This window comes from Paenibacillus albiflavus (genome assembly GCF_004344915.1).
GTDB lineage: Bacteria > Bacillota > Bacilli > Paenibacillales > NBRC-103111 > Paenibacillus_AM > Paenibacillus_AM albiflavus.
On sequence record NZ_SKFG01000011.1, the window covers coordinates 1 to 25,742 of the forward strand.

The window sequence follows — 25,742 nt, forward strand, 5'->3', positions numbered from 1 at the left end:
CGGTTAGGCCCCCTTATTCTGGAGTCTACCTTATTAAAAAACCAGTTTGGTTAGCAAAGCTCATTATTTCATCTGTTTACAAGGCTCTGTAGAATTTCGTCCGATCTTCTTGCTCTAAAATCCATTTAGAAAACTTCGCTGGCGGCATGCGCTTCAAACTTCCATGCAATCTACGATTGTTGTAAAAGTCCATATAACGATCCATAGCTTCATAAGCCTGTTCTAGTGTCATAAATATCTCCATGGCAAATAGATTTCGCTCCACCAAACTATGGAATGACTCAATATATGCATTCAAATCAGGGGTTTTCGGAGGAATCCTCTCGTGTACAACGCCCCAAGCTGTACACATATCTTCAAAGAGTGCACTCACGAACTGTGGGCCGTTGTCAGTACGTATGGTTGGCAGCGGCTCGCCGGGTTGTATGCGATCCTGTAGAGCCTTTCCTAAGACTTGAACGGCATGTTTCGCTTCACAAGTTGTGCCAACATAGTAACCAACGATTACACGATCAAATATATCGATGATGCTCAGAATGAAAAAGAAGCGGTTTCTAGCTACTACGCGACCATACTTAATATCCATTTGCCATAGCTGGTTCGAACCTGTAACCATTCGATTCACAGGCAATCTACGTGGATAATTGATTTTCTTCTTGCGTTGCTGCTGAAGAATTTCCAGCTCTTTGCATAAGCGATAACACTTTTTAGGATTCAAACTAAGTCCATATTTGTTCCTAAGGCACTGAGCTAAGCACCTATAACCATAGATGTGCTCTTCGCCCTCTAGGAGCTCCAAGAGCCATTTCTTAATTTGCTCATCGTCTATTTGAACGCCACTAATTGTCAAGGAGTATCCCGGGCAGGGACGGCCTTTACGAGCGGTTTGTTTATGTTCTTTAGGTTGCTTGGCTCGTTTAATTCGTGCGTAATAAGTGGACTCTGCTAACCCTATGATCCTTAGAACAAGTGTGGCTGGATTTCCCTGCTTAATGAAACGATGAGCTATTTCAAATTTTTCAGATAAGCAGGGTTCTGCTTTTTTACTAGTTCACGCAAGATTTCGTTCTCAAGTTCTTTCTCACCTAAGATTTTGATTGCTTTATGATATTTATCCTCAATTTCCTGCAGTCTCTTCAGTTCTTGGATTTGTTCATCTGTGCTTGGAATCTGATCTTCCCCTATTTCATCTTGATAATCTCTAATCCATCCACGGATAGTCTCTGGGTGTAATTCATACTTTCTTCCTAGCACTGCAATCTTAATACCAGATAAAGCCTCCCGCACTACCTTTAATCTGATCTCCTCATACACCTTTTTCGTTCTTCTCATTCGATCATTCCCCCTTGATAAATAGTTTATCTTATTGGCGACTAAGACTCTACGTTATTTAAGGGGCTTAAGAGGTTATGCAGGCAAAAGTTAATTTTGGGTAGAAACTGTGATTTTGACTGTATGTTTTACATTCAAGTTGGGGTGAGTTTTGAAAATGGTACGAGAATAGCATCATCCAGTTAAATTTATAACTATCGCGGAGCTTCTTAAATAACTGCATGAATGCAGCTAATTGGTCAACGAGAGCAGATTTTTAGTTATCACTGCTCTCATCTACTTCCACCGTGTAGACCTTAATAAGATCATTACCGATGAGCATATCTTCCATACCGACCCATGTACCTATAATGGTTTGAGGACCGGTCTTGAATTCGGTATTGCCTTTCAGATGGACATAAGTGTTCCAGAACGGTATGAAGGCTTCGTTCTCGCCTACTGCAACAACCTCTGCCTGAAATCTAACTTTAACGTCAAAGTAACTGTCAATATCATCGAGCATAATGTTGACAAAGTCATTGGCAAGCTTCGTAAAAACATAACTGCCATTTAAATATTCATAGTATGCTCCTTCATTAGCGCCTTCACCAACCGCATTATCGACGAGAATTACACCTTTGCGATTTAGTCTGATACGATCAGCTTCAATGTTCAGAATTGGATTCAGCTGCTCCCCTTCCAGCTCGAGTAAGATGAAGCGGTGCTTGCGCTGCTGTGAATCGCCTTGAAGAAGCAGAGTTGGCAAGGCTTGTCCACTATACTCATAAGCGAACGCAATATCCTGCACTTGCAAACCATTTAGCTTAGCTTCTGTAATTTCCATTTTCTGATCAGGCGACATACGAACATAGTTGAGTGTGTCACCATTTATGCCAGCGGCCTCGAATGAACCACTAAGATTACCTTGTTGCCCGACAGCTAGCGAGAAGAATTTATCAGGCAATGCTTTGGCAAGCAGACGACTAGGATCATGCTTCATCCATGCCATTTCGGCAGCTTCAATCTGTTCCTTGACATCTTTATAGTCGGCAAGTACATTGTAAAGCGCGATTGCGTCCGCAAATTCCTTGGCTTGTACGAGCTTGCCAGCTTCTTTGAACTTAGCGTTTATTTGTTTGGTAATGTAGCTATACAGCTTCGATTTGGCGCCAATCCATTGCTGGTTAGCCTCCGAAAGCTTGGCATATTCAATAAAAGAAGTTAACGCAGCTGGCTCGTCCTTGTCGATCAGAACCTCCAATTGGCTTTGTAAATGTTGCTCTACAAGTAGTGTTAACCAACCAACCTTGAGCTGCTCTTTCTGATAAGAATTCCATAGAGCAGCAGTGGCTATCAGGTAATCAGGAACGGATTTCTTTGTAGCCCAGTAATTCAATTTTGCCGTATCGTATTTTTTCAAAAAAGCTTGTACATCCGTATTTTTCTTCTTCTCATCGCCAAATACCTCAGTAGGCAGCAGATGAAATTCTGCAAGATAGCTATCCTGATCAAAATTGCCATTGTGTATGCTGGAATCCGCGACTTGAAGCATATCTTTGTGAATGCGAATGAACGCGTCATGCAGGGTTTGATCAATTGCGTATCGTCTATCTATAGTTTGGAACAATTGCGCGATGTTAGCTTCCTGCTTAGCATAGTCTTCTTTAGCTTGCTCATACCTTTTTTTGAGGTCGAGCAATGGTTGTAGATTATTCTTAGTCGCATTTTCATTGACCCCAGCATCAAGCGAAGAGAATAATTCTTTCATTTGCGTAACGGGCAATAGTTTATTCAAGCTAGCGAGAGTCTCATCTTCCTTATATCGAATTGAATGATTCTGGCTAGTTCGTGTGAAGCTTTCTTCTGCTGCTAGTAGATCATTATTCTCTAAATAGGCTGCAGCTTGGTTGTATTGGTGAATCTTATCTGCGACAAGGTAAAGTTTATAGCCGGTTAATAGAATGGCAATCGAGCAGATGACTATTGCAATTTGTCTCATGTACTAAGCCCTTTCAAAAGTTCTGCAAATTCGGGATCATAGCTGTATTTGACGCGGACGATTTCGACGGTTTGACTATAAAGCTCTGGCCATAATCTAGGATCTGAGTTTGATAATAATTGACATAAACGCAGTAGACGCTCTTTAGGCAAGTATTCTACATACTCTTTAATCAAGGCTTGATATTTATGTACGTATTGCTTTACCCGAAGGGCTGCACCTGCAAAGCTCGTCATCATCTCTTGATGCTGATTCAGACTGCGGATTTGTGACCGATAGGTGATGACGTAGTCGAGCGCACTGCTTTTGATCAGACTTTTGTTAACCTTGGAAACCTCATATAAATACAGAACGAAGCCAGGATCAAAGGTTTTGGGAATCAGAGAGTCGAGCTCAAGGTCCATATCTTTTCGGATAATAAAATGGAACAAGCACCACAGCTTATGATGCTTGATCGGCTCGTCTAATAGTAGATAACCGATTTCTCGCAGCATTTCGTATGCGACCTTGTATTGTTCCTCATTAATCTGTTTGACTGCGAGCTCAAGATCGAATTCAAGGTCTTTCCTAATACTTGGAATCTCTTGTTTAAGCGTTTTATGAAACCATATACGGCTGTTGCTCGTCTTATACTTATAGCGCAAATAAATATAGACGCCGCTTAAGAGAAGACTAGCCGCAAACGCAATAATAATTTCAAGCAAGCTGCGAGCAACTAGAATACATAGACAGAAGAAGGTGATGATCGCCAGCGTTTCGGTATGGACTTTTTTTCGATTGAGGGCTGCTATATGATCTGTGGCAGGAATGAAATTTTGTTTACCGCAATGCTCACAGCTATCATCCCATAGAACGGAGTAATGCTTACAGCTTTTGCAATAACGAAGTCTTTCGAACGCAGGAATATTCTTAGGTGTTTTGCGAAATTGAACCGCATGTTTCGTTGGCATGGCTTTTATGACACCCCTTCATCTGAGCGACTCTTGCTATTTAGCAAGGCAATGAAGTCGGAGTCAATTTGCTCATAGGATGGTTGATTAGCATCATGTCTACGGAATATAATCCATTTGCGGAGCACATAGATCGCAGCACAGCCAAGCAATAGATAAGTTATCATATTATTCTCCTAATCATATAATAAGTGCGTACAAGTCAATTCCTATATTATAGAAATTGATTCGGAATTTGTAGAAAAATAGGCGACAAGTCATATTATAGTTTATAATATATCATAGTCTAATATTACGAATTTAGCGAATAAAGGGCACTCTGAGATAAAGACAATGAGAAGATATATACTGGTGTGGAGGTACTTAAAAGATGAAACCAATAAACAAAGCACTTCATATAGGGTTTAGCTGTATGCTAGCTATCGTCCTGCTGCTGACTAGTTCAGTAAGCCTATATGCAGCAACCGATAGCGATACCAAAATGGATGCCGTACTAGCAGTCGATATGAGCACATCGATGAACAAGAGCGACAAGAACAAGCTCAGTAATGAAGCGATGAAGATGTTCATCGATATGACATCGGTATCCGGTGACAAGATTGGCATTCTCGGTTATACCGATCAGGTCATTCGAGAGAAGGCGCTGCTCAAAATTAATAATGCGAAGGATAAAGAGAATCTCAAAACCTTCGTTGATCAATTGACGAGAGGACCATATACAGATGTTGCAGTTGGGGTTAGCGAAGCGTTGAACATTCTGGAGTCAGGGCGTGAGCAAGACCATGATCCGCTTATCATCCTGCTGACAGATGGCAATAACTCGCTTAACAAAGACCGAACGCAACAAGATTCTGATAAGATGCTGGAAGACAGCTTGAAGAAGGCGAAGGATGCAGGCGTACCGATCTATACAATTGGTTTGAATGCAGATGGCACGTTGAATAAGGATGTGCTGCAAAGAATATCCGATGAGACGAATGGTAAAATGTTCGTGACGACAGATGCGGGTTCGTTACCGCAAATTTTAAGTGAAATTTTTGCCAACCATATGAAATTGAAAGTCGTGCCAATCTCGACATTCACCTCCAATGGACAATATCAGGATGTAACGCTGAGCATTCCGAATGCAAGTGTACTTGAAGCGAATATATCCATCATGTCGAATAAGCCAGTGGAAGTGAAGCTGTTTGATCCATCCGGGCAAGAGCAGAAGATTCCATCCGATAGCTTGCTGCTGTCCAAATCTACGGCCTATTCCTTACTGAAAATATTAAAGCCTGCACAAGGGGATTGGAAGTTGCAGGTCAAGGGTGCTAATAAAGAAGAAATTAAAATCAATCTGTTATTTAATTATGATTTGGAAGTTGTGCTCGCCCCGCTTAGCAAGCAGAATTACAAGAAGGGCGATGTTATCGATATTGCAGCTGAGCTGCAGTCTAATGGCGTCAAGGCAACAGAGCCTGAGTTATATAAGAACTTGAAGTCTACTTTGCTTGTGAAGGATCTCGATACACAACAGACGGAAGAAATCGCCTTAACACAGGCAGATCAGAAGTTTACAGGTAGCTACAAAGTTGCGGATGAACATGATTATGAATTGATTGTTAGGCTGGAGGATTCCAGCATGCTGCGCGAATCTGAGCCTGTGACGATTTCCGCCAAGCAGGGTGGGGCAGTTCAGCCAACTGCAACGCCAAGCGCGACGCAAGCTCCTGATGCAGCAAAAGATGAGAAGCCTTTCCCATGGTTATATGTGATACTTGGCGTTGTGGGTCTACTCATTGTCATTCTAGCTGCGCTATATATCCTGTCGATGGTGAAGAAAGCGAATAAAGGCTTCTTCGGGCAGATGGTCATCGAGGTTCGCGATGAGAACACAGGTGAAAGAAGCAATCCGCAGTACAAAAAGCTAAATAGTTTCAAAGGTAAATTCAACCTGCATCAATTACTTCAACTGGCGCCTGAACTTGCGGAAGTAAGCAAAATTAGCTTTAGCCCAGGTAAGAATGATACGATTATCTTAACCAACTCTACAAGCTGTGTAGTGGAGATAGGCGGAAGAGTAATCGACGCCAGCAAAGGCAAGGAACTTCGTAAGAACGACCGCGTCAAAATTACCTTACAGAATGTTAATAAGTCGATAAGCATTGAATATATCATTTAGGAGGCTTCATAACGATGAAAGCAACGGTCAGGGAGCATATCCAGCAATTAGATGTATCATTAGGAGGAGGGATTGTCAGCGACAAGATTCGGGTCGATACGATCGACAATCCGATGCTCGTGATCGGGCTAGGTGGAACAGGGATCGATGCGCTGCTCCGTCTGAAATACCAGATCAATCGAAGATTCAAATTACCCGAAGATCCAATCTCCAAGAAAAAGAAAGACAAACCCGATAATGTCGAGTTCATTGCTTTTGAAACGAATGAACATGATCGGAATAAGAAGTACAAAGGGATCGGCCTCGATCCCTTAACGGAATTCGTTCTGCTATCGAATGCCGAAATTGGCGGTCTGCTACAGAATCGAAGTATCCTTGAGCCATACATTACGGACTGGCTGTCGAATGAACTCATTATTACAGATGGGATTAGTGGCGCATCAGGCGTCAGACAAGCGGGAAGACTGCTGCTCTTCACCAAGATCATTCAGGTCGTACAGGCGATCGAGAAGAAGATTGCGATGCTGTCCGTTGGTACGAATAAGAAGCTGATGGTATTCCTTCTAACGGGACTATCAGGCGGTACCGGAAGCGGCTGCTTCCTGGATATTTCCTATATCGTACGCGGTCTTATGGAACGCGAGCATGGCGTATCGGGTGTCGATAAGGTCAGCCTCCTAGGCTACTTGTTTACCCCAGACGTAAATTTGTCCAATAAGAGCCTATCCGATCATTCGAAGGAATATATTAAGAAAAATGGTTATGCAGCGCTCAAAGAGCTGGATTACTGGATGAACGTAGATGAGCGTGGCGAACGTTTCCAACAACGTTACGGCAATATTCTTACGGTGAATTCACCTATGCCGCCGTTTAACCTGGCACACTTGATTTCAGCGACGAATCTTGAAGGCAAACTGCTTGAGAATGCTTATGACTACTGCATGAATGTAACAGCAGAGAATATTACGAACTTTATGGCAAGCGAGGAGAAGAACTCTGGCGAGGAGTTTGCGATTCACGATTATATCAGCAATATTCGGACGAACATCAATCAGATGCCGAAAGCATATGCAGCCAACTATCAATACAACATTCTCGGAGCTTCCTCTGCGGTACTGCCGATTGAGGAAATGACGACGTATCTGGCGTATCGAGTATTTAAGAAGATGGAACGTATGTTCCAGAGCGCTCCGACTCAGGAAGATACGGAGAAGCTGGCACGCAAACTGGCGATTGATCTGGATTCGATTCATCGTACATTTGAGCAGAGAGTGCCAGAACCGATTCCAGGTTATCAGCATAGTGAGCGACTTAGTTATAACAATGTGATTAAGCAGCAGGTCGTTCATCTGGACACCGAGCTGGAGCAGAACTTCCTGTCCAGGGCGAGGGAAGAATATATTAAGACACGCAAGCAGCTACCTGCGCAGAAAATAGAAGAGCTGGCGGATCAGATTGAGCGTGTGTTCCTGCACCCTGAGCAAGGTCCATTCTTCGCTTCCCGTATTATTTATTCGGATAAAGGCTATTGCATCCTGAACTTAATTTCATCCTATATCGCAACGCTGCGTGAGAACTTGGCTCGAATTCCGCATGACATAGAGATCGTACGCGAGCAAGCAACTATGAAGATGGCAGACGCAAGAAGTGCCTTTATCTCCAAGGATAAGAAGAAAGATGCTTATATCGAGGCCAAGATTGAAGAATATCTGATGCTTGGCGATATGGAACGCATGGAGCAGATGATCGATTTCTACGAGGATCTGCACAAGCTGATTAACGATCACAATACAAGGATCTATCAAGTATTTACGGAATTACTTGGTGCGCTTAACCAAATTTTTGAGAAGAATGGCGACATTCTTATTAATGGTGAAGAAGAGGTTGATCATAAAGGAAATCGCACGTACTTCTGGAATGTGGTCAGTGTGCCTGATATGGTCAAAACGATTGGTCATATGATGGACGACCGTAACGTCGATGATCTTATTCGTGACTTTACGAGTGAGCTGCTCGAGCATTCCGGCAAGTGGATTAAAGAGCAAGAGGTTGATGTTATTGGATCCATCTCGGAATTCTTGTCCGATCAGTTCGGTGATATCATTACGAAGTCAATGGAAGACTTCCTAGTCATGAAATATGGCAATGAGGATGCGATTGATAAAATTGTCGAGCGCAAAATTTCAAGTCGTCTAGACGAAGAAGCGATTCCTGTATTCCATTTGAATAATAGCCTTGGCAATCATCATTTCCCATCATGGGGTTTCGTATCTGTGCCTGTTCAGGCTCCGAATATTTTTAAAGGAATTAAGAGCTATCAGGAAACATCCATTGCCAAATCTCGCTACACGATCAAAGAGAGCAAAGTGAAGAACCGCATTTTCTGGTTGAATACGAAGAACGGGATTCCACTCTTCTTATATACACCGCTTAAGGTTTATGAAGAAAGCTATGAGCGCACGATCCTTGAACAAGAGGGTGTTGGGCGTCATCTTGTTCAGACAGATAAAATCAACTGGACGAACCTGCCGTCCCCAATTCCTGAGAAATCATGGGGCAGCACGTATATGAATCGCCGAGTTCAGACTTTCAATGCAGAAGTTAGGGCATTATTTGATAAAGCGGTTAACTTCAAAAGCATTGCGATGAAATCGAGTGATGTCGGAACAAGCAGTCGATACGAGATTGTATTCACCAAAGAATTATCGATGAATGAATTGCTGAGCAAATACAATATGCAGTTAGGCGAATCGAGACCAAACTTTGGAGAAGTGAAACGCTGTGTAAATGATCTTGCGGGTATGCTTCAGAATGGACTTGAACGCATTTTTACCAAAGATATTTTTGGTAGTGTCGATGAGGATATGGCCAAGGAGAACTTGATTCGTTCACCAGAGCTGCTCCGCGCTCTTAAGGAAGAGGTTCGTAAATACGAATCGATCGTAGAGAAGAAGACAGAGCTTGAGCGTGTGCTTAGCTCGTTCCAAGACGAAGAGAAGCTGATTGATCAGTTCCTAGAAGCGATGTATACCGACACGATTACCAAAAAAGGGGCTTTGATCGTCTACGACCATGATGCAGAGGAAGATGCATGGGCACCGCTTGTTAACTTGATTCAAGTGAACAAATATGTGGACTATGAAGTATTCAAGATCATGCGCAAATTCGATGAGAAGCAGATGGGACTTATCGGACGCAAATCTTCCAAGCGTGCAACACAGGTCGCTTCTTCGACAGACATTTCGAGACTGCTGTCCAAGCTGCATGAAATGTTGGATAAATTCCAAGAAGCGAAGAGCAGCTTAGATTACACACGCAATGAGCTTGTGAACGGGGAAGAAATGTACACGTTCTATAATCAAGTCATGAGCAAGACCAATGATATGATCCGCACTTTAAAATATTAAACTTATGACGTAGGGAAAGGGTGATGACGATTGAAAGGACGGATGCTCGAATTTGTGAGGCAATTTGCTGCTGAGCAGGAGAAGCGAAGTCATGAGGGTGATGAACAGCGTAATATTCATAATCCGCTCGTGTTTCTATTCGTCGGTGATAAATCCCTTGAAGCCTTGCGATGCATTCATGAATTAGTCGATGCAAATTGGAATAATGCTTCAGGCATTTTATATTTTCATATCGGTGCCACGGAAAGCAGCAGCGCTGCGAACACTTATTATTATCAGATGGCTGGCTCGTGCGAGGACCGAAAGGTGCTGCGCACGAGTCTGCATCAGCATTTGTACCAAGATGAACAGAAGTTGACCCAGCTGAACCATCTCATCAGACAAATGAGCTATCGCATTTCGGAGCTCGGCGGTCAGTATGATTCTTTCCAACGGTTGAACATAGCGGTTGTTACGCATGTCACGGACCCATGCAATGTCGTTCTGCCTGAGATCACGCTCTTAATGAAATCGATTCTGAGTGAATCATTCAAATTTATTCAAGTCGATCTATATGGACTGGTGCAGGAGAAGCATGAAGGCGAACAGTTCGCACTGCCGATCTCTTATGGCATCAGCTTCCTGAAAGAGTTGGATCACTACCAAGCGAAAGATTACAAGTTCCGTGCGATGCTGCAAGTAACAGAGGATCAGATTAAATTCCCTGTCGAGCATCCGCCGTCACCGTTATTTGATCTTGTGTATCTCCTCAGTGACAAGAATGAAGCAGGTATCGTGCCTGAGAATAGTATGATGGTTAATTACGAGATGATCTGTAGATTGAATTTGCTTAAGAATGGCAGAATCATTGAAGGGATCGACCATCGATATGAAACGTATAACAATACACAGTTTAAACAAAATATCGGCTCAGCAAGCGGAGGAGATTCCGTCTATGCTTCAGCTGGTTTTGCGAAACTTAAGCGTCCGAGCAGTGCGATTGCAGCTACGGTCGTTCAGCAGTTTTTTGGCAAAGTGATTAAACAAATGAAGGAGCATGGCGACATTCAGAAGCGGGAAATGGCTCAATTGCTCATGCTTGACCCTCCTTCTATTGAACGTAAAGTTCACGCATTAGTACCTGATATCGGCAGGCTTGAGGAAATGAATAGCTTAATGTATCGCATGCTGTCTGTGGATGATCTGCAGCACGATACACTAAGGCAAGCAGAAGAAGCGCTGTACGGCAAAACCTGTCAGGATTTCTTCTCTTCCTACTTCAAAGAACCTGCTGGGATTGCACTTACCGTGATGAATCCGTATGCAGAGCTCGAGCAGACGATTGATGACAACGTGATTCAGCATGCAAGATATGGCCTATACTGTGCTCACATGTGGACGATGGATGATTCCGTCATGATGAATGAACTGCGGACGATGATCAAGGATACGGCTAGGGATTTGGAGCAGGCTCGCGATGAACTAGCGGATGCTTATCAGGAGACAGTTGGAGGTCAGGTATTCCCTCGGATGCCTTTGTTTAAAAAAGGAAACACGAAGCGGTTTATACGCCACTTTTTCAATAAAATTTATGGTACGCAGTATTCGGTGCTGCAGCTCGAAGTGAAGCTGAAACTGCTTGAAGCCTATGAACGGGCGCTTGAAAAGCTGCATGGCATGTATAATGGCCAAATCGGCCAACTGGATGAGATCGGCAAATGCCTGAAGGAAGTTTCCAGACAGCGTATATCGGAAGCTAGCGATCATCTTGGACGGAACATTCCGGAATATTATGAGACTGTTGTGGACCAGATTGCGAAGGATTTGGAGCAGAAATATGGTCCGCAGTTTTATTTTGAAGATCGATTCATGGGGAATATAGCTGAACAATTGGATGGACAATCGGATCGTTTATTGGAGCGATTACTTGATGTATGCAAGCGGGAAGTATTCCCGTCACCACGACTTCAGTTATCGTTCGAGGATGAGCTGCTTGCACGGGCCAATGTAGCCGTCAGCTTCGATCATCGTGAAGTGCTGTCCAAAGAAATGCTGTTCCGAGATTTATACGTTACGCTTGAACAGGACTCGATGGTTCATATGGACGTGTATAATTACACGCATAAGCATCGCCATGAGGAAAAGTATTTCTTAGGCGATAGCCATAGTGAGTTTATCCAATATGCCTTTGCAGTAGATAGCGGCAATAGAAGATATAAGCTTGGATGCGTACATGAGAATAAGAGCAGCGGGCTCGAGAAGCTGAACCTAATGGGTGGCTTCCATATTACAGACATGATGTTCTATCGTAATGGGCTCAAGTATTATGAAAAGTACCAAGACAATGGCTATAAGTTCCATCCTGAAGAAGAAAGTATAAAGAAGGTTTGACAAGTCAGCTCATAGATAGCTGTAGAGGGGAGTGCCCATATAATGGGGGAGAGAAAAATTAGTGGTTTGATGGTGCTTTTAAGTGTGCTGGGTGGCGTAGTGGGATTCGTCATTGGTGAGCTGCTCTTATCACAGCTAGAAGGCAATATATCGCCAATTCTGCTAATTGCGTTATATTATGGACAGTTCGCTTTAGTAGTTGGCTTCTTTATTTTCTTAGCTGAGCTTATTTCGCCAGATCTTAACGGAATTGGATGGCGTACAAGATATACGCGCCAAGGATGGCTATGGCTCGTTCCTGCCACTTTCGTTATGCTATTCGCAGCAGGAGCACTGTTTCAATTCGTATACGGCCTTGATTTAAATAAGCAAGGGCGTGCGCGGAATCTGATCATGGTTATGGACGTATCAGGAAGCATGAATGAAACAGATCCGAAGCGTGAAAGCATCCAGGCTGCGAAGGATTTAATACAGCGGATGGATAAGGATATGAAGGTAGCGGTTATCACGTTTAACCATCAAACGAATATTTTGCAGCCGCTCGTACCGTTAAATAATCAAGCTGCCAAAGATAGTGTTATCGCTGCGCTTGATGGCTTTGGTGATTTTGACGGTCAGACGGATATTGGACTAGCGCTGAACCAAGCGGTGGAGCAGATCGGTCTTGAAACGGATGCGGATCGCAAGAGTGTTGTTATTCTTGTATCTGATGGGTATAGCGAGGTGAACCTGCCTGCAACACTATCACCTTTTCTAAAGGATCGAATCGCTATTCATACCATTGGGATGAACAGTACACAAGGTTCTGCCTTATTGGAAGAAATCTCGAAGCAAACAGGCGGAAGCTTCTATGAGGTGGATAAAGCACAGCTTCTATCAGGAGTGTATGATCAAATCTATAAAGAGCAGCAGCAGCGTCATCTTGTCGGTGAACGTCCAGGTGAAGAGCAAGCAAGTGCAGCCTATGCCGCTTTACGAATTGTGCTTATTGCGATCATCGGATCGCTTCTCGGATTATCGCTAGGCATTATTTTTGATAATCGACATTTGGCGTTTAGCTTCGGAATCGGCGGTTTAATTGCAGGACTTCTTGCAGGATTGATTCTGGAGTTCGGATTAAGAAGCAGTATACTTCCTAACTGGAGTGATCGATTGTTAGCGGATCTCGCGCTAGCGGTGCTCTTGTCTATATCTTCATTGATCATTCCGATTAAAGGCAAGTATGTACTGAATGAGTCAGCTAGAAATCTTAGCGGTAGAGCATTACATGCGGATCCATATAGGCCAAAATCAAGTAAAGGATTCCGATAAATGAGAAACGTATCCATAGATTGGATTGAAGAAGCTGCTGTCGAGTCACATATTTCGGGAATAGCTTACACTTTGCAGGATGGTGAATGCACGTTAACTTGGCAGTGGCCTGAGAACGTGCATGCAGTCTATATCTATAGCTATTCTGTTGATCATGAGCAAAGCATTGAGGAGCGTCCTGCCAAATCAATGAAGCTCTATACTCGCGAAGAGTATAAGTCTGCCAAAGGTTATTGCGAGCGGCTTGAGACGATAGAACGGCACGGGTATATCGTCTATCCCTGTGTACGACAGGATGGGAAGCTCGTAGCGATTAAGCAGGAAGACGAGGATAATCGCATTCAGTTTAGTGCAGGCAAGGCGATTATCAAGTATGGCATTCATTATCGCAAAAGTCTCTTCAGCAAGCGTCAATCGGTGCGGATCCAGATTACAAGTGAAGTGCATGTTAAGAAAGAAGTGTTATGCTTTGTCAAAAAGGAAGGCAGCCTTCCTCTGCATAAAGATGATGGAATCGTTTATCCGTTCGTCCATGATTTTGAACCGGGACGCAATGAGATGTCCGAGATTGAAATACAGAAGAACGAATACATTAAATTATTTTTTACGGATGGTAAAAAATACGGCCAGATCTATGAGCTAATGCCAGAATGATAAGGAGGATGCGATATGTTTGGCTTTTTAAAAACGATTTTCGATAAAAAACCACCTGTTAAAGAACGGCCGCCCTTCTACCCGATTGTATGTCCTTATTGCTTTAGCAAATTCAATCCGGATGAAGTTGTTTTTCGTGCAACGCACGCGAGCGAAGTGGATGAGGACTACATGCTTCAGGATGATGAAATTCTCAATCGCTATCGGGAGAAATTCGGCTTAGCTCCATTAGATGATATGGAAGCCGTTATTCACCCTGATCATATTCCACAAGACAATCGTCTTTACTCTGATCATGTGCTTGTCGGTGTGATTGATGGCTATGGTTTTGAGACGAAGAAACGGTTATGTCCTGGTTGCCATAATGAATTGCCGCTTACTTCTGGCAAGTTCCCAAGCAATATTATCTCAATTGTCGGCGCATCCCAAGTGGGTAAATCCGTGTATATGACCTCGCTTATCCATACGTTGCAGAATTCGACGGCGTCGAATTTTGATGCAGCGTGTATGCCGCTTAATGCAGATATTAGCCGCAAGTTCCGATATAATTATGAGGAGCCGATTTTTGAGCGGGGGCGGATGCTGGATAGCACACAGAAGGAACAGCGCCAGGAGCCTTTCATTTTCCAATTCGTGTTCAAGGATCAGTCGCAAGCACCGCTGACGCTCGTGTTCTTCGATGTGGCGGGTGAAGGCGTTGTGGAGCGGGAATACCTCGACTTATATGCTTCGCATATTAAGAACTCGTCGGGGATTCTTTTCTTAGTCGATCCCCTGCAAATTCGGACGATTCGCGAGAAGCTGCAAATTAATATCGGCGACCGCCAAGGGGAATTCACAGATCGCTATGATGAACCGAGAGATGTCGTGATTACGATGTTCGAGAGCTTCATCGGTCATCAGCAGAATAGCAAGACGGACATTCCGACAGCTATCGTTCTGACAAAGAGCGACATGCTGGAATATCTCAAAGAAGATGATGGCAACGGCTATATTAAATCCAATAGCAATGTTTTCCGTAATTTCGTACATAGGCAATATATGAATACGGATGAGATCGAAAATATCAATGGGGAAATTCGCAGGTTCATCGAGCGGGTCGATCGACCATTCAAGGATGCGGTTGATGTTTACTTTATGAATACAGCGTATTTTGCCGTATCTTCGCTTGGCAGCAATCCAGTGAATCAACAAATTACGGGTGTTGTTAATCCGATTCGGGTTGATGAACCGTTTATCTGGTTATTGAACCAGCTGGATTATATCGAAGGGAGAGATGAGTAAGTGGCGACCACAGGCCGAATATTTCAACAGATTTATACACGCGACCGAGAAGGAATATTTAGAACTAACGAGGGATTAGACACCGTTGCCAAATCGCCATCGCTCGATAATAGCTTTATTAAGAAGGTATTGCATCCTTTTTGCTTCTATAATGCGCCGCATGAGCTGCGTGTCCGTGCAGAGCAGGATATTGCTCAGTATCCTAAAGCACTTACGATGTTCCCTGTAGAAACTGGGGAGCTGATTATTGGCCGCAGCTTATATGCAGGATCGGACTTTACGGGGCAGCGCAATACCTTTTTGACACATAATTTCGTTATTCCTCCAGAACTAAAAGATGATTTCGTTAAAAATCCGTCCAAAATTTTCCGCATACGCGGCTTTTTGGAACGTTATGATATTCAAGAAGGCAAGGAACTGCCAGAGCTGGCTGATCTGGATTATGAACAGACGCTAGGTTATGATCCTGGTGCGTTGTTAGAGCAACTTGGCATCACGGAGACTATTTTCAAGCAGTTGCTTGCGTCGATGATGATGTCGATTTCTGGCAAGAAAAAAGTGTATGTCATTCTGAATGTCGATATTTCCGAAACCTCGGTTGCCGCTACTATGCTGCTCGAGCTTCTATTCCACTGTCTGCCGTATGAGTTGCGCAGAAATTGTGGATTCATGACTTATAATAATGAACCACAGGGTAAGAAATATATTAACGTCATGTTCGTGGAAAAAGGCAGTATCCGCGCGCTGGACCGCAACATTGAGAAGGATTACCTGTTCGATTTACCGAATGATCGCATTGCCAATATAGATGCAGGTAGTAGTAACAGCGAGTACCTAGATTATGCGTGGAGATATCGCAATGAGCCTGAAATGCTGAATGCATTCTATGAATTTGCTGACGAAGCGCTGACTGGTGCAGATGAGAATGATCGTCTGGCCTTATCTACGTACTATAAACTATTTGCGCTCTATCAAATTGAACAGGGCAATCAACAAGCATATGAGAGTAATAAAGAAGCGGTGCTAGAGTCGCTTAATAGTTTCTTGCATGCCGAGCCAGAGAAGGTTCAACCGCGATTGAACAACATAATGCTGAAGCTCCTGGAGCAAGAATATCGGATGATTCGTACGGAATATACACCTCCGATAGGCGTTATTCAAAGTTCGATGCAGTATGGATTACATGCAAAGGAAGCTGTGAAGAAACAGTTGATCGAATTCTGGGTGCTAGCGATCTATAATGGCTGGCAGAAGCAGGATGCAGGCTACACGGCACAAATCTATGATCGACTGCTCGCTCAGGAGAATCTATTTGATGCTAGTATGGAGTTCCTGTACGGACAAGCTTATTTTGAGCAGATGCTGCTAGATTACATAAATATACGCTTCACGAAGGTGAAGGATGCTGGGCGATTCGAGCAGGAGCTGCTATTCTGGGTGAAGCATCTTCCAGCAATGCTGAATTCGGTCATGTTCGAGGACGCTGCACTTCGCAGAATCGATGAGATGTTTACGAAGCAAGCGGCTTCTAGAGATAGTAGAGCTTTGTATGATGTGATTACGAGGACTTTTGACAAGTATCCGAACTTAGGGATCGATTCATTGTGCGCGAATCTTGTTTCGAGACTGATTGTTCAAACGCTGAATGAGATTGAACCAAATCCAACAAATGAAGAAGAATTGAAGGATTTGAAATTCTTATTTATTATTCCAAGAACAGAGTTGATGGCTGAGTTAACGACTCGCGGAAGAGGGAACTGGAAGATTCTGCATGTCGTAATTCAAGTTGTAACTCGGGAAGAAATTCAAGCATCAGAGCTCGTGAAGGAGTTTGAAGATTTAGCTCCTGCTGAACTGCGCAAGGCGCAAGAGCTCTTGCAGAAGATTTATAGAGGCCAAGTCCGTGAAGATATGTACGGCAAATTGATTTATGCCTTCTATGAAAGCAATCATGAAAAATTTTCAAATGATTCCTATGACCAATTCCAATATGAGCTGCTGCTCGAGTATCTGTTTATTAACGCGGATGAAGAAGGGGTTTATGGCTTTTTGCTATGGTCCAGCACGCAGTCAGGATTTACAGTAGGTAGACAAGTACTGCCTGGTTATGAGAAAGCGATCAGCAACTATTTCCGTAAGCATGACGACAAAGCGTTCAAGAACCGCCAAACAGCTGCTGCCTTGATGGCCGTTCGCCATACAGGCATGCTGAAATTGTTCAAAGCGATCAAGCTTGATCAATCGAATCCACTTGTACGTTTTATAGCTAAGAACAAGAAGCTGTTTCGGCTGACCTTGTTATTTGCAATCATTATCGCCTTGCTTGCCGTCGTAATCATTCTGGTCAGAACGCTGATTCATGCTTTCTCTGGAGATGATACGCCACAAGACAATATCGTAACGCCACCACCAACTACGGTGGTATCACCGTTACCATCACCGGCGGTGTCGGAGATGCCTGATGTCTCACCTTCTCCGGATGGAGCGGGTACGACGGTTCCGCCAACATCGACGCCATCTCCATCTGGTGTACCTAGTCCAACGCCAAGTCCAAGTTCGAGTCCAAATGCAAGTCCAACGCCGAGTCCGGCGATAAAAAAGTAAGTCCTTAGTCTTATCGGTACTTTGCTGATTGGCAGGGCGCATAAACATTGGTAAAGCACATATACCGGTATGCACAGGCGCTCGCTGTGTGCGAACGGTAAAAAATTACCTAACATCGGAAACAAATTACCGAAAAAGCACCTCAAGTTGCCGCATCGCGCTCGGCAACACGGTTAGAGGGTGCTCGCAGAGTGCGAACGGTAAAAAATTACCTAACATCGGAAACAAATTACCGAAAAAACACCCCAAGTTGCCGCATCGTGCTCGGCAGCAAGGTTGGAGGGTGCTCGCAGAGTGCGAACGGTAAAAAATTACCTAACATCGGAAACAAATTACCGAAAAAAGCTTTTCTAAATAAGCCAAAGACCAGCATTCTAAGTGAAGAATGCTGGTCTTTACGCTTTTTTCTAGCAAAATCGATTTATTTCTGCTTCAGCAGCCATTCAGCAATATCATCGATCACAGTTGCTGGAACGTTGCCAGGCGTGTAATATTCCGCACCTGTCGAAGGCATGTCAACGGATACAAAGAAGTGATTGAGCTTTGGATAAGATTTAAACGATACATCTTTACGAGTGCTTAATGCTTGTTTCCATCCTTCGTAATTACTCATGTTCACCTGGAAATCGTTCTCGCCTTGTAGAATGAGAAGCGGAGCTGCTTGCTTCTTCGCAAGCTCGCCTGCATAGTAGTTTCTGAAATCCATCCACCAGTATAGACCCGGTATTGCTAACTGAGGCAGGTTCGACGTAGAGTATTGCGGATCATGGAGGATAGAGACGATCTGTTCCCATTGTGCTACCTGCTGCTTAGCCGACTCTATGACTTCCTTAGGCTGTCCTGCTTTAATTAAACGATCAATAGCTTCGTTATTTTGGTCAATAGAAACATTCTCAAGCGGTTTGCTTGGTCCCGCCATAACTACTGCACCTGCTAGTGCTTTATTCTGATCCTGCTCGATGATTTGCGGAACGAGCATGCCACCTTGGCTATGTCCGATGACGAATACGTGTTTTTGATCAATGCGTTTGTCGTTATGCAGTAATTTGACCGCTTGGAAAACATCATCAATAGATTCATTCTTAACTGTATATTTAGGGATTAGTGCAGCACTAAGGGAATTCACAAATGTCTGTTTATCATAGCGAAGAACAGCTATTCCTTTGTTAGCTAGCCCAACTGCCAAGTCACGGAATGTCTTGTATCCGCCAACAGCTTCATCACGGTCAGACGGACCGGAGCCATGCACCAAAATTACAGTTGGGAATGGTCCATCGCCTTTAGGCAGCGTCAATGTTCCTGCTACGGCTGTCAAACCTTCGCCAACGACAACCTCTTCTTCTGTATAATTATCGGCATTGTCATAGCTTGGTTTGTGATAAGTGCTTGGAGGTGTTGCAACTGTAAAACGGATATCGCTGATCTTATTTGATTGATCATAGCGAATATCAACTTGTATAGGAGTTGATTTTTCCGTCATGTAAGTAAGGTGTGCAATGTTATGTAGTTTGTTTTTCTCCACTTGGACTTCTAATAGGTCTGTCACATTACCATAGGGTGATGCAGCTAAATTGAATAGAACGGGCATCATCGTATCTGGTATAAGCTGTTGCAGATTATCATTCATCAGGGCTCTTGCTTCTGTAAATTTATTATTGGATACGAGCTGCATATAATAGCTTCCAAGTGATGCAGTATCGGTAGGGTCAATCGTTAATCCATTAGCTGCATTCCAATCGAGCTGTACTTGAAGCGCTTCTTCTATGATTTCAAGCGGAATGATTGTAGAACCATCAACGGTAGTCACTTTATTGTTCAAAATGACCTCCTTGCCATTGACGATTGCGTGATCATTACCGATCGTAACCGTGAATTGAAGCCCCCCACGATTAACCGTTACTTGCTGCTTAGCCTCATCCCATGTCACCTTAGCTCCAATCGATTCAGCGATTGAACGTAATGGAGCTTGCGTATTTGCATTTGTGCTTTCAGCCATCGCTTGCACAGGCATGGCAAGTGCTAATGTTAGCATCGAACCTGCGATAAGCGTTTTGAAACTTTTAGTAGGCAATAATTTGATCATGAAATTTCTCTCCTTCTATATGAATTGCTTCATGATATAGAATTTATAGCTTTCAGCCCATAAATTCTAAGTATCACCTGAAGAAACGCATCCGTCTTATAAAGACGGTCAAACTGTTTCTTCTTGTTCGAAAGTTGATTCCGAATGAAGCTGCTTGTGAAGCCATGATTCGAGAAGTGGGAGTAGTTCTTGATGTAAGGGACTGCCGATTAGCTGTTGATATTCCTGCTGCAGCTTAAGCATCGTATGTGTGCTTGTATATCGGCAGAGAAGATGATTCATTTCGGGAATAATATGTGTCTCTACTGGCCCTTTAACAAGATCGGCGATGATATGCACATGCTGTGGATTAACCTGAATGTCGCGATCACCTGTTATGGCAAGTACAGGGCAAGTCATTTGCGGTAAATAATCCAGCACACTCGTTGCATAGTGTTCGCGATACCACTTGGCATTGATCGTAGCAGGACCTAGCTTGATCGTATCCTCCGTAGAAGCAAGGATTTGCTGTATCGTAGCCTCATTACGTTTGCGCGCTTTAGGAATTAACCGCAATAAACGCATGAGGAAGCCCTTGAAGCCTTTGGTTGCCTCTAGTTCATCCAGTACTTGCTCCGCTTGGCAAGTCAGCATAACCTTCCCCGTATCGGCGAATCCAGCAAGCATGATCGCCCCAGCAATCCTGTTGCGTGATGCCAATATGGCAGTAAAAATCGCACCTTCACTATGACCTAGAACAAATACGTTCTCGGGATCACAGTTAGGATGGGATTTTAAATATTGCAGACAAGCTTCGGCATCGTCTACTAAGTCCCATAACCCAGCTGCGTTAAAATCACCCTCGCTTTTATGTGTTCCCCTCTTGTCGTAACGAAGTGTTACAAAGCCTAGGGATATGAGGAAATTGGATAGATTATGATAAATATTCGCATCGATCCCACCACTGTTACCGTTGCGGTCACTTGATCCAGAGCCTGCAATAAGCAATATGGCCGGATGTTTAGCAGCAGCATCAGAATGAGGTGGTACAGGGATGGCGATTGTACCTGCGAGCTTGCCGTCTGGCGCTTCAATCGTCACATCTGTTTCGTGAATGTCATATTTCATATACATCATCTCCTACAAAATTAAGTTACTATGTTACTGTTCTTGCGTTTCATTCGTTTCTCTACCCGGCATAAGGATGGTAGAAATCGTTCGTCTTTGTCTTTCTGGAGATGGCTCATGCCGAGCTGCTTCTTGAAAAGCTTCTCCAATTCTCATATATAACTGTTGTAATTCTTTATCCGTTAAATAGAAGCTTGCTTGTCTGAAGCCGATCCCATCTTTATAAGGATCAATTTCCCCTTTGCGTTTGGTGTAAGCCTCGAAGTCATCGATTAGCATCGCAACGAAAAGCATGAACTGCTGCATCATCGATTCTCTAGTCTCCTCATCGCTTGTGCTCGAAGTGCTTAATCCACCCTTAGCAAGGGAATAGACCTTCTCGACAGTTCCTCGAACCTGATTCTGTTTAACAACCGTTAGCATATTGCCTTGGACCAGTTGATTGACATGTCGATAAAGAGTAGCTTGCGGGACATCCTTCAAATATTCAGCAACCTGTGCAATGGTAAGCTCGGGACGGGTAGCGAATATCTGAACAATACGTAAACGTATAGGATGAAGAAGTAAATCAGCTTTGGAGTGTTTCATCAGGTTGACCTCTTTCCTATGTTTAAAAAATGATCCTCGTAAGCTAGATTCATTATTTTATAAGTTGATTATATTATCAATAATGATAACAATCAACTCGAAATTGTTTAAACAAAAAAATAAATGTAAATTTTGAATCTATTCCTTATCGTAAATTGGAAGGTGTGCTATAATTATTTAGTGATAATTGCCATAATACTGTTGTCATGTCGAAAGAAATGGAGGCGGTTACAAACCAATGTATACCAATCATTACATTGTTGTCGCAATTTTCGTAGTATTGTCGATTATACTGGCACTGGCTGCATTTGTACTGGGGAGAATTCTGCGTCCGTACAAACCTAGTGATCCCAAGTATACGACTTACGAAAGCGGTAACGAGCCGGTAGGCGAAGGACAGATACGATTCAACATTAGGTATTATTTATTTGCCTTGATGTTCGTTATCTTTGATGTGGAAACTGTTTTCCTGTACCCATGGGCGGTAGCATACAATAAGCTAGGGCTTTTTGCGCTTGTGGAAATGTGCATTTTTGTCGTTTTACTGGCAGTTGGCCTACTATACGCATGGAAAAAGAAGGTGCTTGAATGGAACTCAGTTTAGATCAAATTACTCCTGAGCAGAAACAGGAGCTAGACCGCAATGTATTCATGACAACGCTTGAGCAGGTTAAGGCATGGGCAAGAAGCAATTCGCTCTGGCCATTAACGTTCGGGCTTGCTTGCTGTGCCATCGAAATGATGAATACAGGTGCTTCTCATTACGATTTAGACCGATTTGGCGTTATTTTCCGTACGTCTCCTCGTCAGTCGGATGTGATGATTGTGGCAGGAACCGTTACGAAAAAAATGGCGCCTTTGCTTCGTCGTCTCTATGACCAAATGCCTGAGCCTAAATGGGTCATCGCTATGGGATCATGCGCAACGGCAGGCGGACCTTATGTGAAATCATATGCTGTCGTCAAAGGTGTAGATCAGGTTGTACCTGTTGATGTTTATATCCCGGGCTGCCCACCAAATCCTGCGGCGCTCATTTATGGAATCAACAAGCTGCAAGAGAAAATTCGCTATGAAGCAAAGACTGGGAAGCGGGTGACAGGATCGTGAGCGAAGAGAATAAGCCTGTAGAGCCTGAGCAATCAGGAGCACCAGCAGAAGCAGAAGCTGCTAAGCCAGCGGAACCTGTTGCCGAGCCGAAGCAGCCTGCAGAAGCAGCAGCTGAGACCGCTAAGCCTAAGCCGGAGCGGCCTGCAAGACCAGAGCGTCCTGCCAAGGAGGCTGCGGAAGAAGCACCTGCTGCACCATCTCCGAACCAGCCATTACTTGATCAGCTAGTTCGTATTCTTAATAGCGAAGTGGCGGAGAACGCAGTCACTGCTTCATCGATTAACGAAGCCAATGATCATTTGCCAACTGTCGTCATAGCAAGTGAGCACTGGGCAAATGCAGCACGTGTGATGCGGGATCATCCTGAGCTGAACTGCAACTACTTGCGTAATATGTCGGGGGTCGATCAGGAAACACATCTAGAAGCCGTCTATAATCTAATTTCACTTTCGACTCGAGTCAATTATTGTGTAAGAGTGATTACCGATCGCGAAGCGCCTTCAATCCCATCAATCACACATTTGTGGGAAGGCGCCAATTGGAATGAACGTGAAATATTTGATTTGCTAGGTATTGATTTTCCTGGGCATCCGAATATGACGCGGATTATGCTAGCAGATGATTGGGTCGGACACCCGCTGCGTAAAGATTATGAACCGCTAGACCCGGAGGTGTAGCTCTTGTTACGGACAGAAGAACTGTTGCTGAATGTCGGCCCACAGCATCCGAGTACACACGGCGTATTTCGCGTCATCGTTAAACTCGATGGAGAAGTAATTCGTGAGGCAATTCCTGTTATGGGCTATTTGCACCGAGGTACTGAGAAGCTGGCTGAGAACTTAAATTATACTCAAATCATTCCATATACCGACCGCATGGATTATGTATCTGCTATGACGAACAACTACGTGCTTGTGAACGCAGTTGAGAAGCTGATGGGATTACAGGTTCCTGAGAAAGCGGAGTATTTGCGTGTCATCGTAATGGAATTGCAGCGCGTTGTCTCTCACCTTGTATGGTGGGGAACCTACTTGCTAGATATTGGCGCACAGAGCCCATTCTTATTTGCTTTTGTTGAACGCGAGAAAGTTATTGATATGTTCACAGAGCTATGCGGTGCGCGACTTACATACAATTATATGCGTGTTGGCGGCGTGAAGTGGGATGCCCCAGACGGCTGGATCCAGAAAGTAAAAGATTTTGTCCCACATATGTATAGCAAGTTGGAAGAGTTCGATAAGCTAGTTTCGGGCAACGAGATTTTCTTATCACGGATTAAGGGTGTCGGCAAGTACGACGCACAAACAGCGATTAACTACAGCTTGAGCGGTGCGAACTTAAGATGCACAGGTGTCAAATGGGATCTTCGCAAAGATCAGCCGTATTCGATCTATGATCGCTTCCAGTTTGACGTGCCTGTAGGTCAGAATGGCGATTGCTATGATCGTTATGTAGTGCGGATGGAAGAGATGCGCCAATCCCTGCGTATTTTGGAGCAGGCGCTCGAACAGTTCCCGCATCAAGGTGAGATTCTCAAAGCACCTCGCGCTATTAGACCACCAGCAGGAGAAGTATATGCAGGAATCGAGTCGCCGCGTGGCGAGATCGGCTGCTACATCGTCTCCAAAGGCAAAACCGAGCCATTCCGTCTAAAATTCCGCAGACCATCATTCGTGAATCTGCAAATCTTGCCTAAGCTGCTAGTAGGCGAAACAATGACGAACTTAATTACCATTCTCGGCGGTATCGATATTGTGCTTGGGGAGGTCGACGGTTAATGCTCCATTTGCTAACAGAACAGCTCACGTGGACGAACTTTGCGATCTTCTGCGCAGTTGCTGTCGCGTTACTGTTATTCGTTCTGGTATGGGTTATGCTGGAAATTTATTTTGAACGCAAAATACTCGGTGCGATGCAATTCCGTATCGGACCGAACCGTGTTGGTCCGTTTGGTTTGCTGCAATCTGCTGCGGACGTATTCAAGCTTCTGATTAAAGAAGATACAATTCCACGGAAAGCGGAGAAACAGCTTTTCGTGTTCGCGCCGATTCTGACATTCCTGCCATCGTTCTCGATTATGGCGGTATTGCCGTATGCGGACGGATTTTTGCATGCGGATATCAATGTGGGTCTGCTGTATGCCTTATCTTTATCGGGTATTTCGACTGTCGGAATTATTCTTGCAGGCTGGTCATCCAATAATAAATACGCGTTAATCGGTGGGATGCGTTCTGCTGCCCAAATGATTTCGTATGAAATTCCAATCATCATTTCGGTTGTTGGCGTTGTCATGATGACGGGCTCGATGAATATCCGTTTGATCGTTGAAGGGCAAGCAGGTTATTTCTGGAACTGGAATTTTCTTCCTCAAATTATCGGCTTTGTTGTCTTCGTTATCGCTTCAGTATCCGAGCTGAATCGTACGCCATTTGACTTGCCCGAAGCTGAGTCTGAGCTTGTAGCAGGCTATCATGTCGAATATAGTGGATTCCGTTTTGCATTCTATATGCTTGCGGAGTATATTTACATGTTTGTTTTCTCAGCACTGATCGTACTCATCTTCTTGGGTGGATGGAATGCGCCATTCCCGCAGCTTGATTTTATCCCGGATGTCATTTGGTTCTTAATTAAAGTTTGCTGTATCATTTTCTTCCTGATCTGGCTACGTGCGACGTTACCGCGGGTACGACTCGATCAACTCATGGGATTAGGCTGGAAAGTGTTATTGCCGCTGTCGCTGCTTAACATTTTTGTAACAGCTGCTTACATGGGCATCAAATCCTGGATAATAGGGGGATAACCG

At 43.9% G+C, this 25,742-nt stretch carries 20 protein-coding genes; 12 read left to right on the plus strand and 8 right to left on the minus strand.

Annotation, left to right across the window (positions count from 1 at the left end; genetic code table 11):
• Positions 1-76 precede the first annotated feature (76 nt).
• The 5 genes from E0485_RS12390 to E0485_RS25100 form a co-directional block, all read right to left on the minus strand.
• The gene (locus E0485_RS12390; protein ID WP_132417162.1) at positions 77-1,009 is read right to left on the minus strand and encodes an IS3 family transposase; all 933 of its coding nucleotides are present in this window, start codon (positions 1,007-1,009) and stop codon (positions 77-79) included.
• A complete protein-coding gene (locus E0485_RS12395) occupies positions 1,006-1,332 on the minus strand; it encodes a helix-turn-helix domain-containing protein (protein ID WP_132417163.1) in 327 nt (108 codons plus the stop codon). The genes E0485_RS12390 and E0485_RS12395 overlap by 4 nt, the downstream gene beginning before the upstream one ends.
• Before the next feature lie 256 nt (positions 1,333-1,588).
• Positions 1,589-3,310: a hypothetical protein gene (locus E0485_RS12400; RefSeq protein ID WP_132418373.1), complete on the minus strand. Its 1,722-nt coding sequence runs from the start codon at positions 3,308-3,310 to the stop codon at positions 1,589-1,591.
• Positions 3,307-4,260: a hypothetical protein gene (locus E0485_RS12405; RefSeq protein ID WP_132418374.1), complete on the minus strand. Its 954-nt coding sequence runs from the start codon at positions 4,258-4,260 to the stop codon at positions 3,307-3,309. Before E0485_RS12405 ends, E0485_RS12400 begins: the two co-directional genes overlap by 4 nt.
• A gap of 5 nt (positions 4,261-4,265) precedes the next feature.
• Positions 4,266-4,427, minus strand: a complete 162-nt coding sequence (locus E0485_RS25100; protein WP_165921163.1) for a hypothetical protein — start codon at positions 4,425-4,427, stop codon at positions 4,266-4,268.
• A 203-nt stretch (positions 4,428-4,630) separates the two neighbouring features.
• On the opposite strand from E0485_RS25100, the gene E0485_RS12410 reads away from it, so the two are divergent.
• Genes E0485_RS12410 through E0485_RS12440 form a run of 7 tightly spaced genes read left to right on the plus strand, consistent with a single transcriptional unit; the run spans position 4,631 to position 18,054 of the window.
• Complete coding sequence (locus E0485_RS12410) at positions 4,631-6,424, plus strand: vWA domain-containing protein (RefSeq protein ID WP_165921164.1); 1,794 nt, start codon at positions 4,631-4,633, stop codon at positions 6,422-6,424.
• 14 nt (positions 6,425-6,438) lie between these two features.
• Entirely contained in the window at positions 6,439-9,831 is a 3,393-nt protein-coding gene (locus tag E0485_RS12415; protein WP_132418375.1) for a tubulin-like doman-containing protein, read from the plus strand.
• Between the two features lie 30 nt (positions 9,832-9,861).
• Entirely contained in the window at positions 9,862-12,201 is a 2,340-nt protein-coding gene (locus E0485_RS12420) for a hypothetical protein (protein WP_132418376.1), read from the plus strand.
• A gap of 42 nt (positions 12,202-12,243) precedes the next feature.
• Positions 12,244-13,512: a vWA domain-containing protein gene (locus E0485_RS12425; protein WP_132418377.1), complete on the plus strand. Its 1,269-nt coding sequence runs from the start codon at positions 12,244-12,246 to the stop codon at positions 13,510-13,512.
• The gene (locus tag E0485_RS12430) at positions 13,513-14,166 is read left to right on the plus strand and encodes a beta-mannanase (protein WP_235857552.1); all 654 of its coding nucleotides are present in this window, start codon (positions 13,513-13,515) and stop codon (positions 14,164-14,166) included.
• A gap of 15 nt (positions 14,167-14,181) precedes the next feature.
• Positions 14,182-15,450, plus strand: a complete 1,269-nt coding sequence (locus E0485_RS12435) for a TRAFAC clade GTPase domain-containing protein (RefSeq protein ID WP_132418378.1) — start codon at positions 14,182-14,184, stop codon at positions 15,448-15,450.
• The gene (locus E0485_RS12440; protein WP_132418379.1) at positions 15,451-18,054 is read left to right on the plus strand and encodes a GAP1-N2 domain-containing protein; all 2,604 of its coding nucleotides are present in this window, start codon (positions 15,451-15,453) and stop codon (positions 18,052-18,054) included.
• 421 nt (positions 18,055-18,475) lie between these two features.
• Here E0485_RS12440 and E0485_RS12445 read toward each other — a convergent pair whose 3' ends face one another.
• The 3 genes from E0485_RS12445 to E0485_RS12455 form a co-directional block, all read right to left on the minus strand.
• Positions 18,476-20,137, minus strand: a complete 1,662-nt coding sequence (locus E0485_RS12445; RefSeq protein WP_132418380.1) for an alpha/beta hydrolase family protein — start codon at positions 20,135-20,137, stop codon at positions 18,476-18,478.
• A gap of 108 nt (positions 20,138-20,245) precedes the next feature.
• Positions 20,246-21,244 carry an alpha/beta hydrolase family protein gene (locus E0485_RS12450; protein ID WP_165921165.1) on the minus strand — a complete coding sequence of 333 codons (999 nt, stop codon included), beginning with the start codon at positions 21,242-21,244 and terminating at the stop codon, positions 20,246-20,248.
• Between the two features lie 33 nt (positions 21,245-21,277).
• A complete protein-coding gene (locus E0485_RS12455; RefSeq protein WP_132418382.1) occupies positions 21,278-21,832 on the minus strand; it encodes a helix-turn-helix domain-containing protein in 555 nt (184 codons plus the stop codon).
• Positions 21,833-22,070: 238 nt separating this feature from the next.
• Between E0485_RS12455 and E0485_RS12460 the strand changes: the two genes are divergently transcribed.
• From E0485_RS12460 to nuoH, 5 genes are read left to right on the plus strand one after another with little or no spacing between them, the layout of a single operon-like run.
• The gene (locus E0485_RS12460) at positions 22,071-22,436 is read left to right on the plus strand and encodes an NADH-quinone oxidoreductase subunit A (RefSeq protein ID WP_132418383.1); all 366 of its coding nucleotides are present in this window, start codon (positions 22,071-22,073) and stop codon (positions 22,434-22,436) included.
• Positions 22,421-22,939, plus strand: coding sequence for a NuoB/complex I 20 kDa subunit family protein (locus E0485_RS12465; protein ID WP_132418384.1), 519 nt, complete (start codon positions 22,421-22,423; stop codon positions 22,937-22,939). Before E0485_RS12460 ends, E0485_RS12465 begins: the two co-directional genes overlap by 16 nt.
• Positions 22,936-23,616 carry an NADH-quinone oxidoreductase subunit C gene (locus E0485_RS12470; protein WP_235857553.1) on the plus strand — a complete coding sequence of 227 codons (681 nt, stop codon included), beginning with the start codon at positions 22,936-22,938 and terminating at the stop codon, positions 23,614-23,616. The genes E0485_RS12465 and E0485_RS12470 overlap by 4 nt, the downstream gene beginning before the upstream one ends.
• Before the next feature lie 3 nt (positions 23,617-23,619).
• The gene (locus E0485_RS12475) at positions 23,620-24,717 is read left to right on the plus strand and encodes an NADH-quinone oxidoreductase subunit D (protein WP_132418386.1); all 1,098 of its coding nucleotides are present in this window, start codon (positions 23,620-23,622) and stop codon (positions 24,715-24,717) included.
• Positions 24,717-25,739, plus strand: a complete 1,023-nt coding sequence (nuoH, locus tag E0485_RS12480) for an NADH-quinone oxidoreductase subunit NuoH (RefSeq protein WP_132418387.1) — start codon at positions 24,717-24,719, stop codon at positions 25,737-25,739. Before E0485_RS12475 ends, nuoH begins: the two co-directional genes overlap by 1 nt.
• The last annotated feature ends 3 nt before the right edge of the window (positions 25,740-25,742 follow it).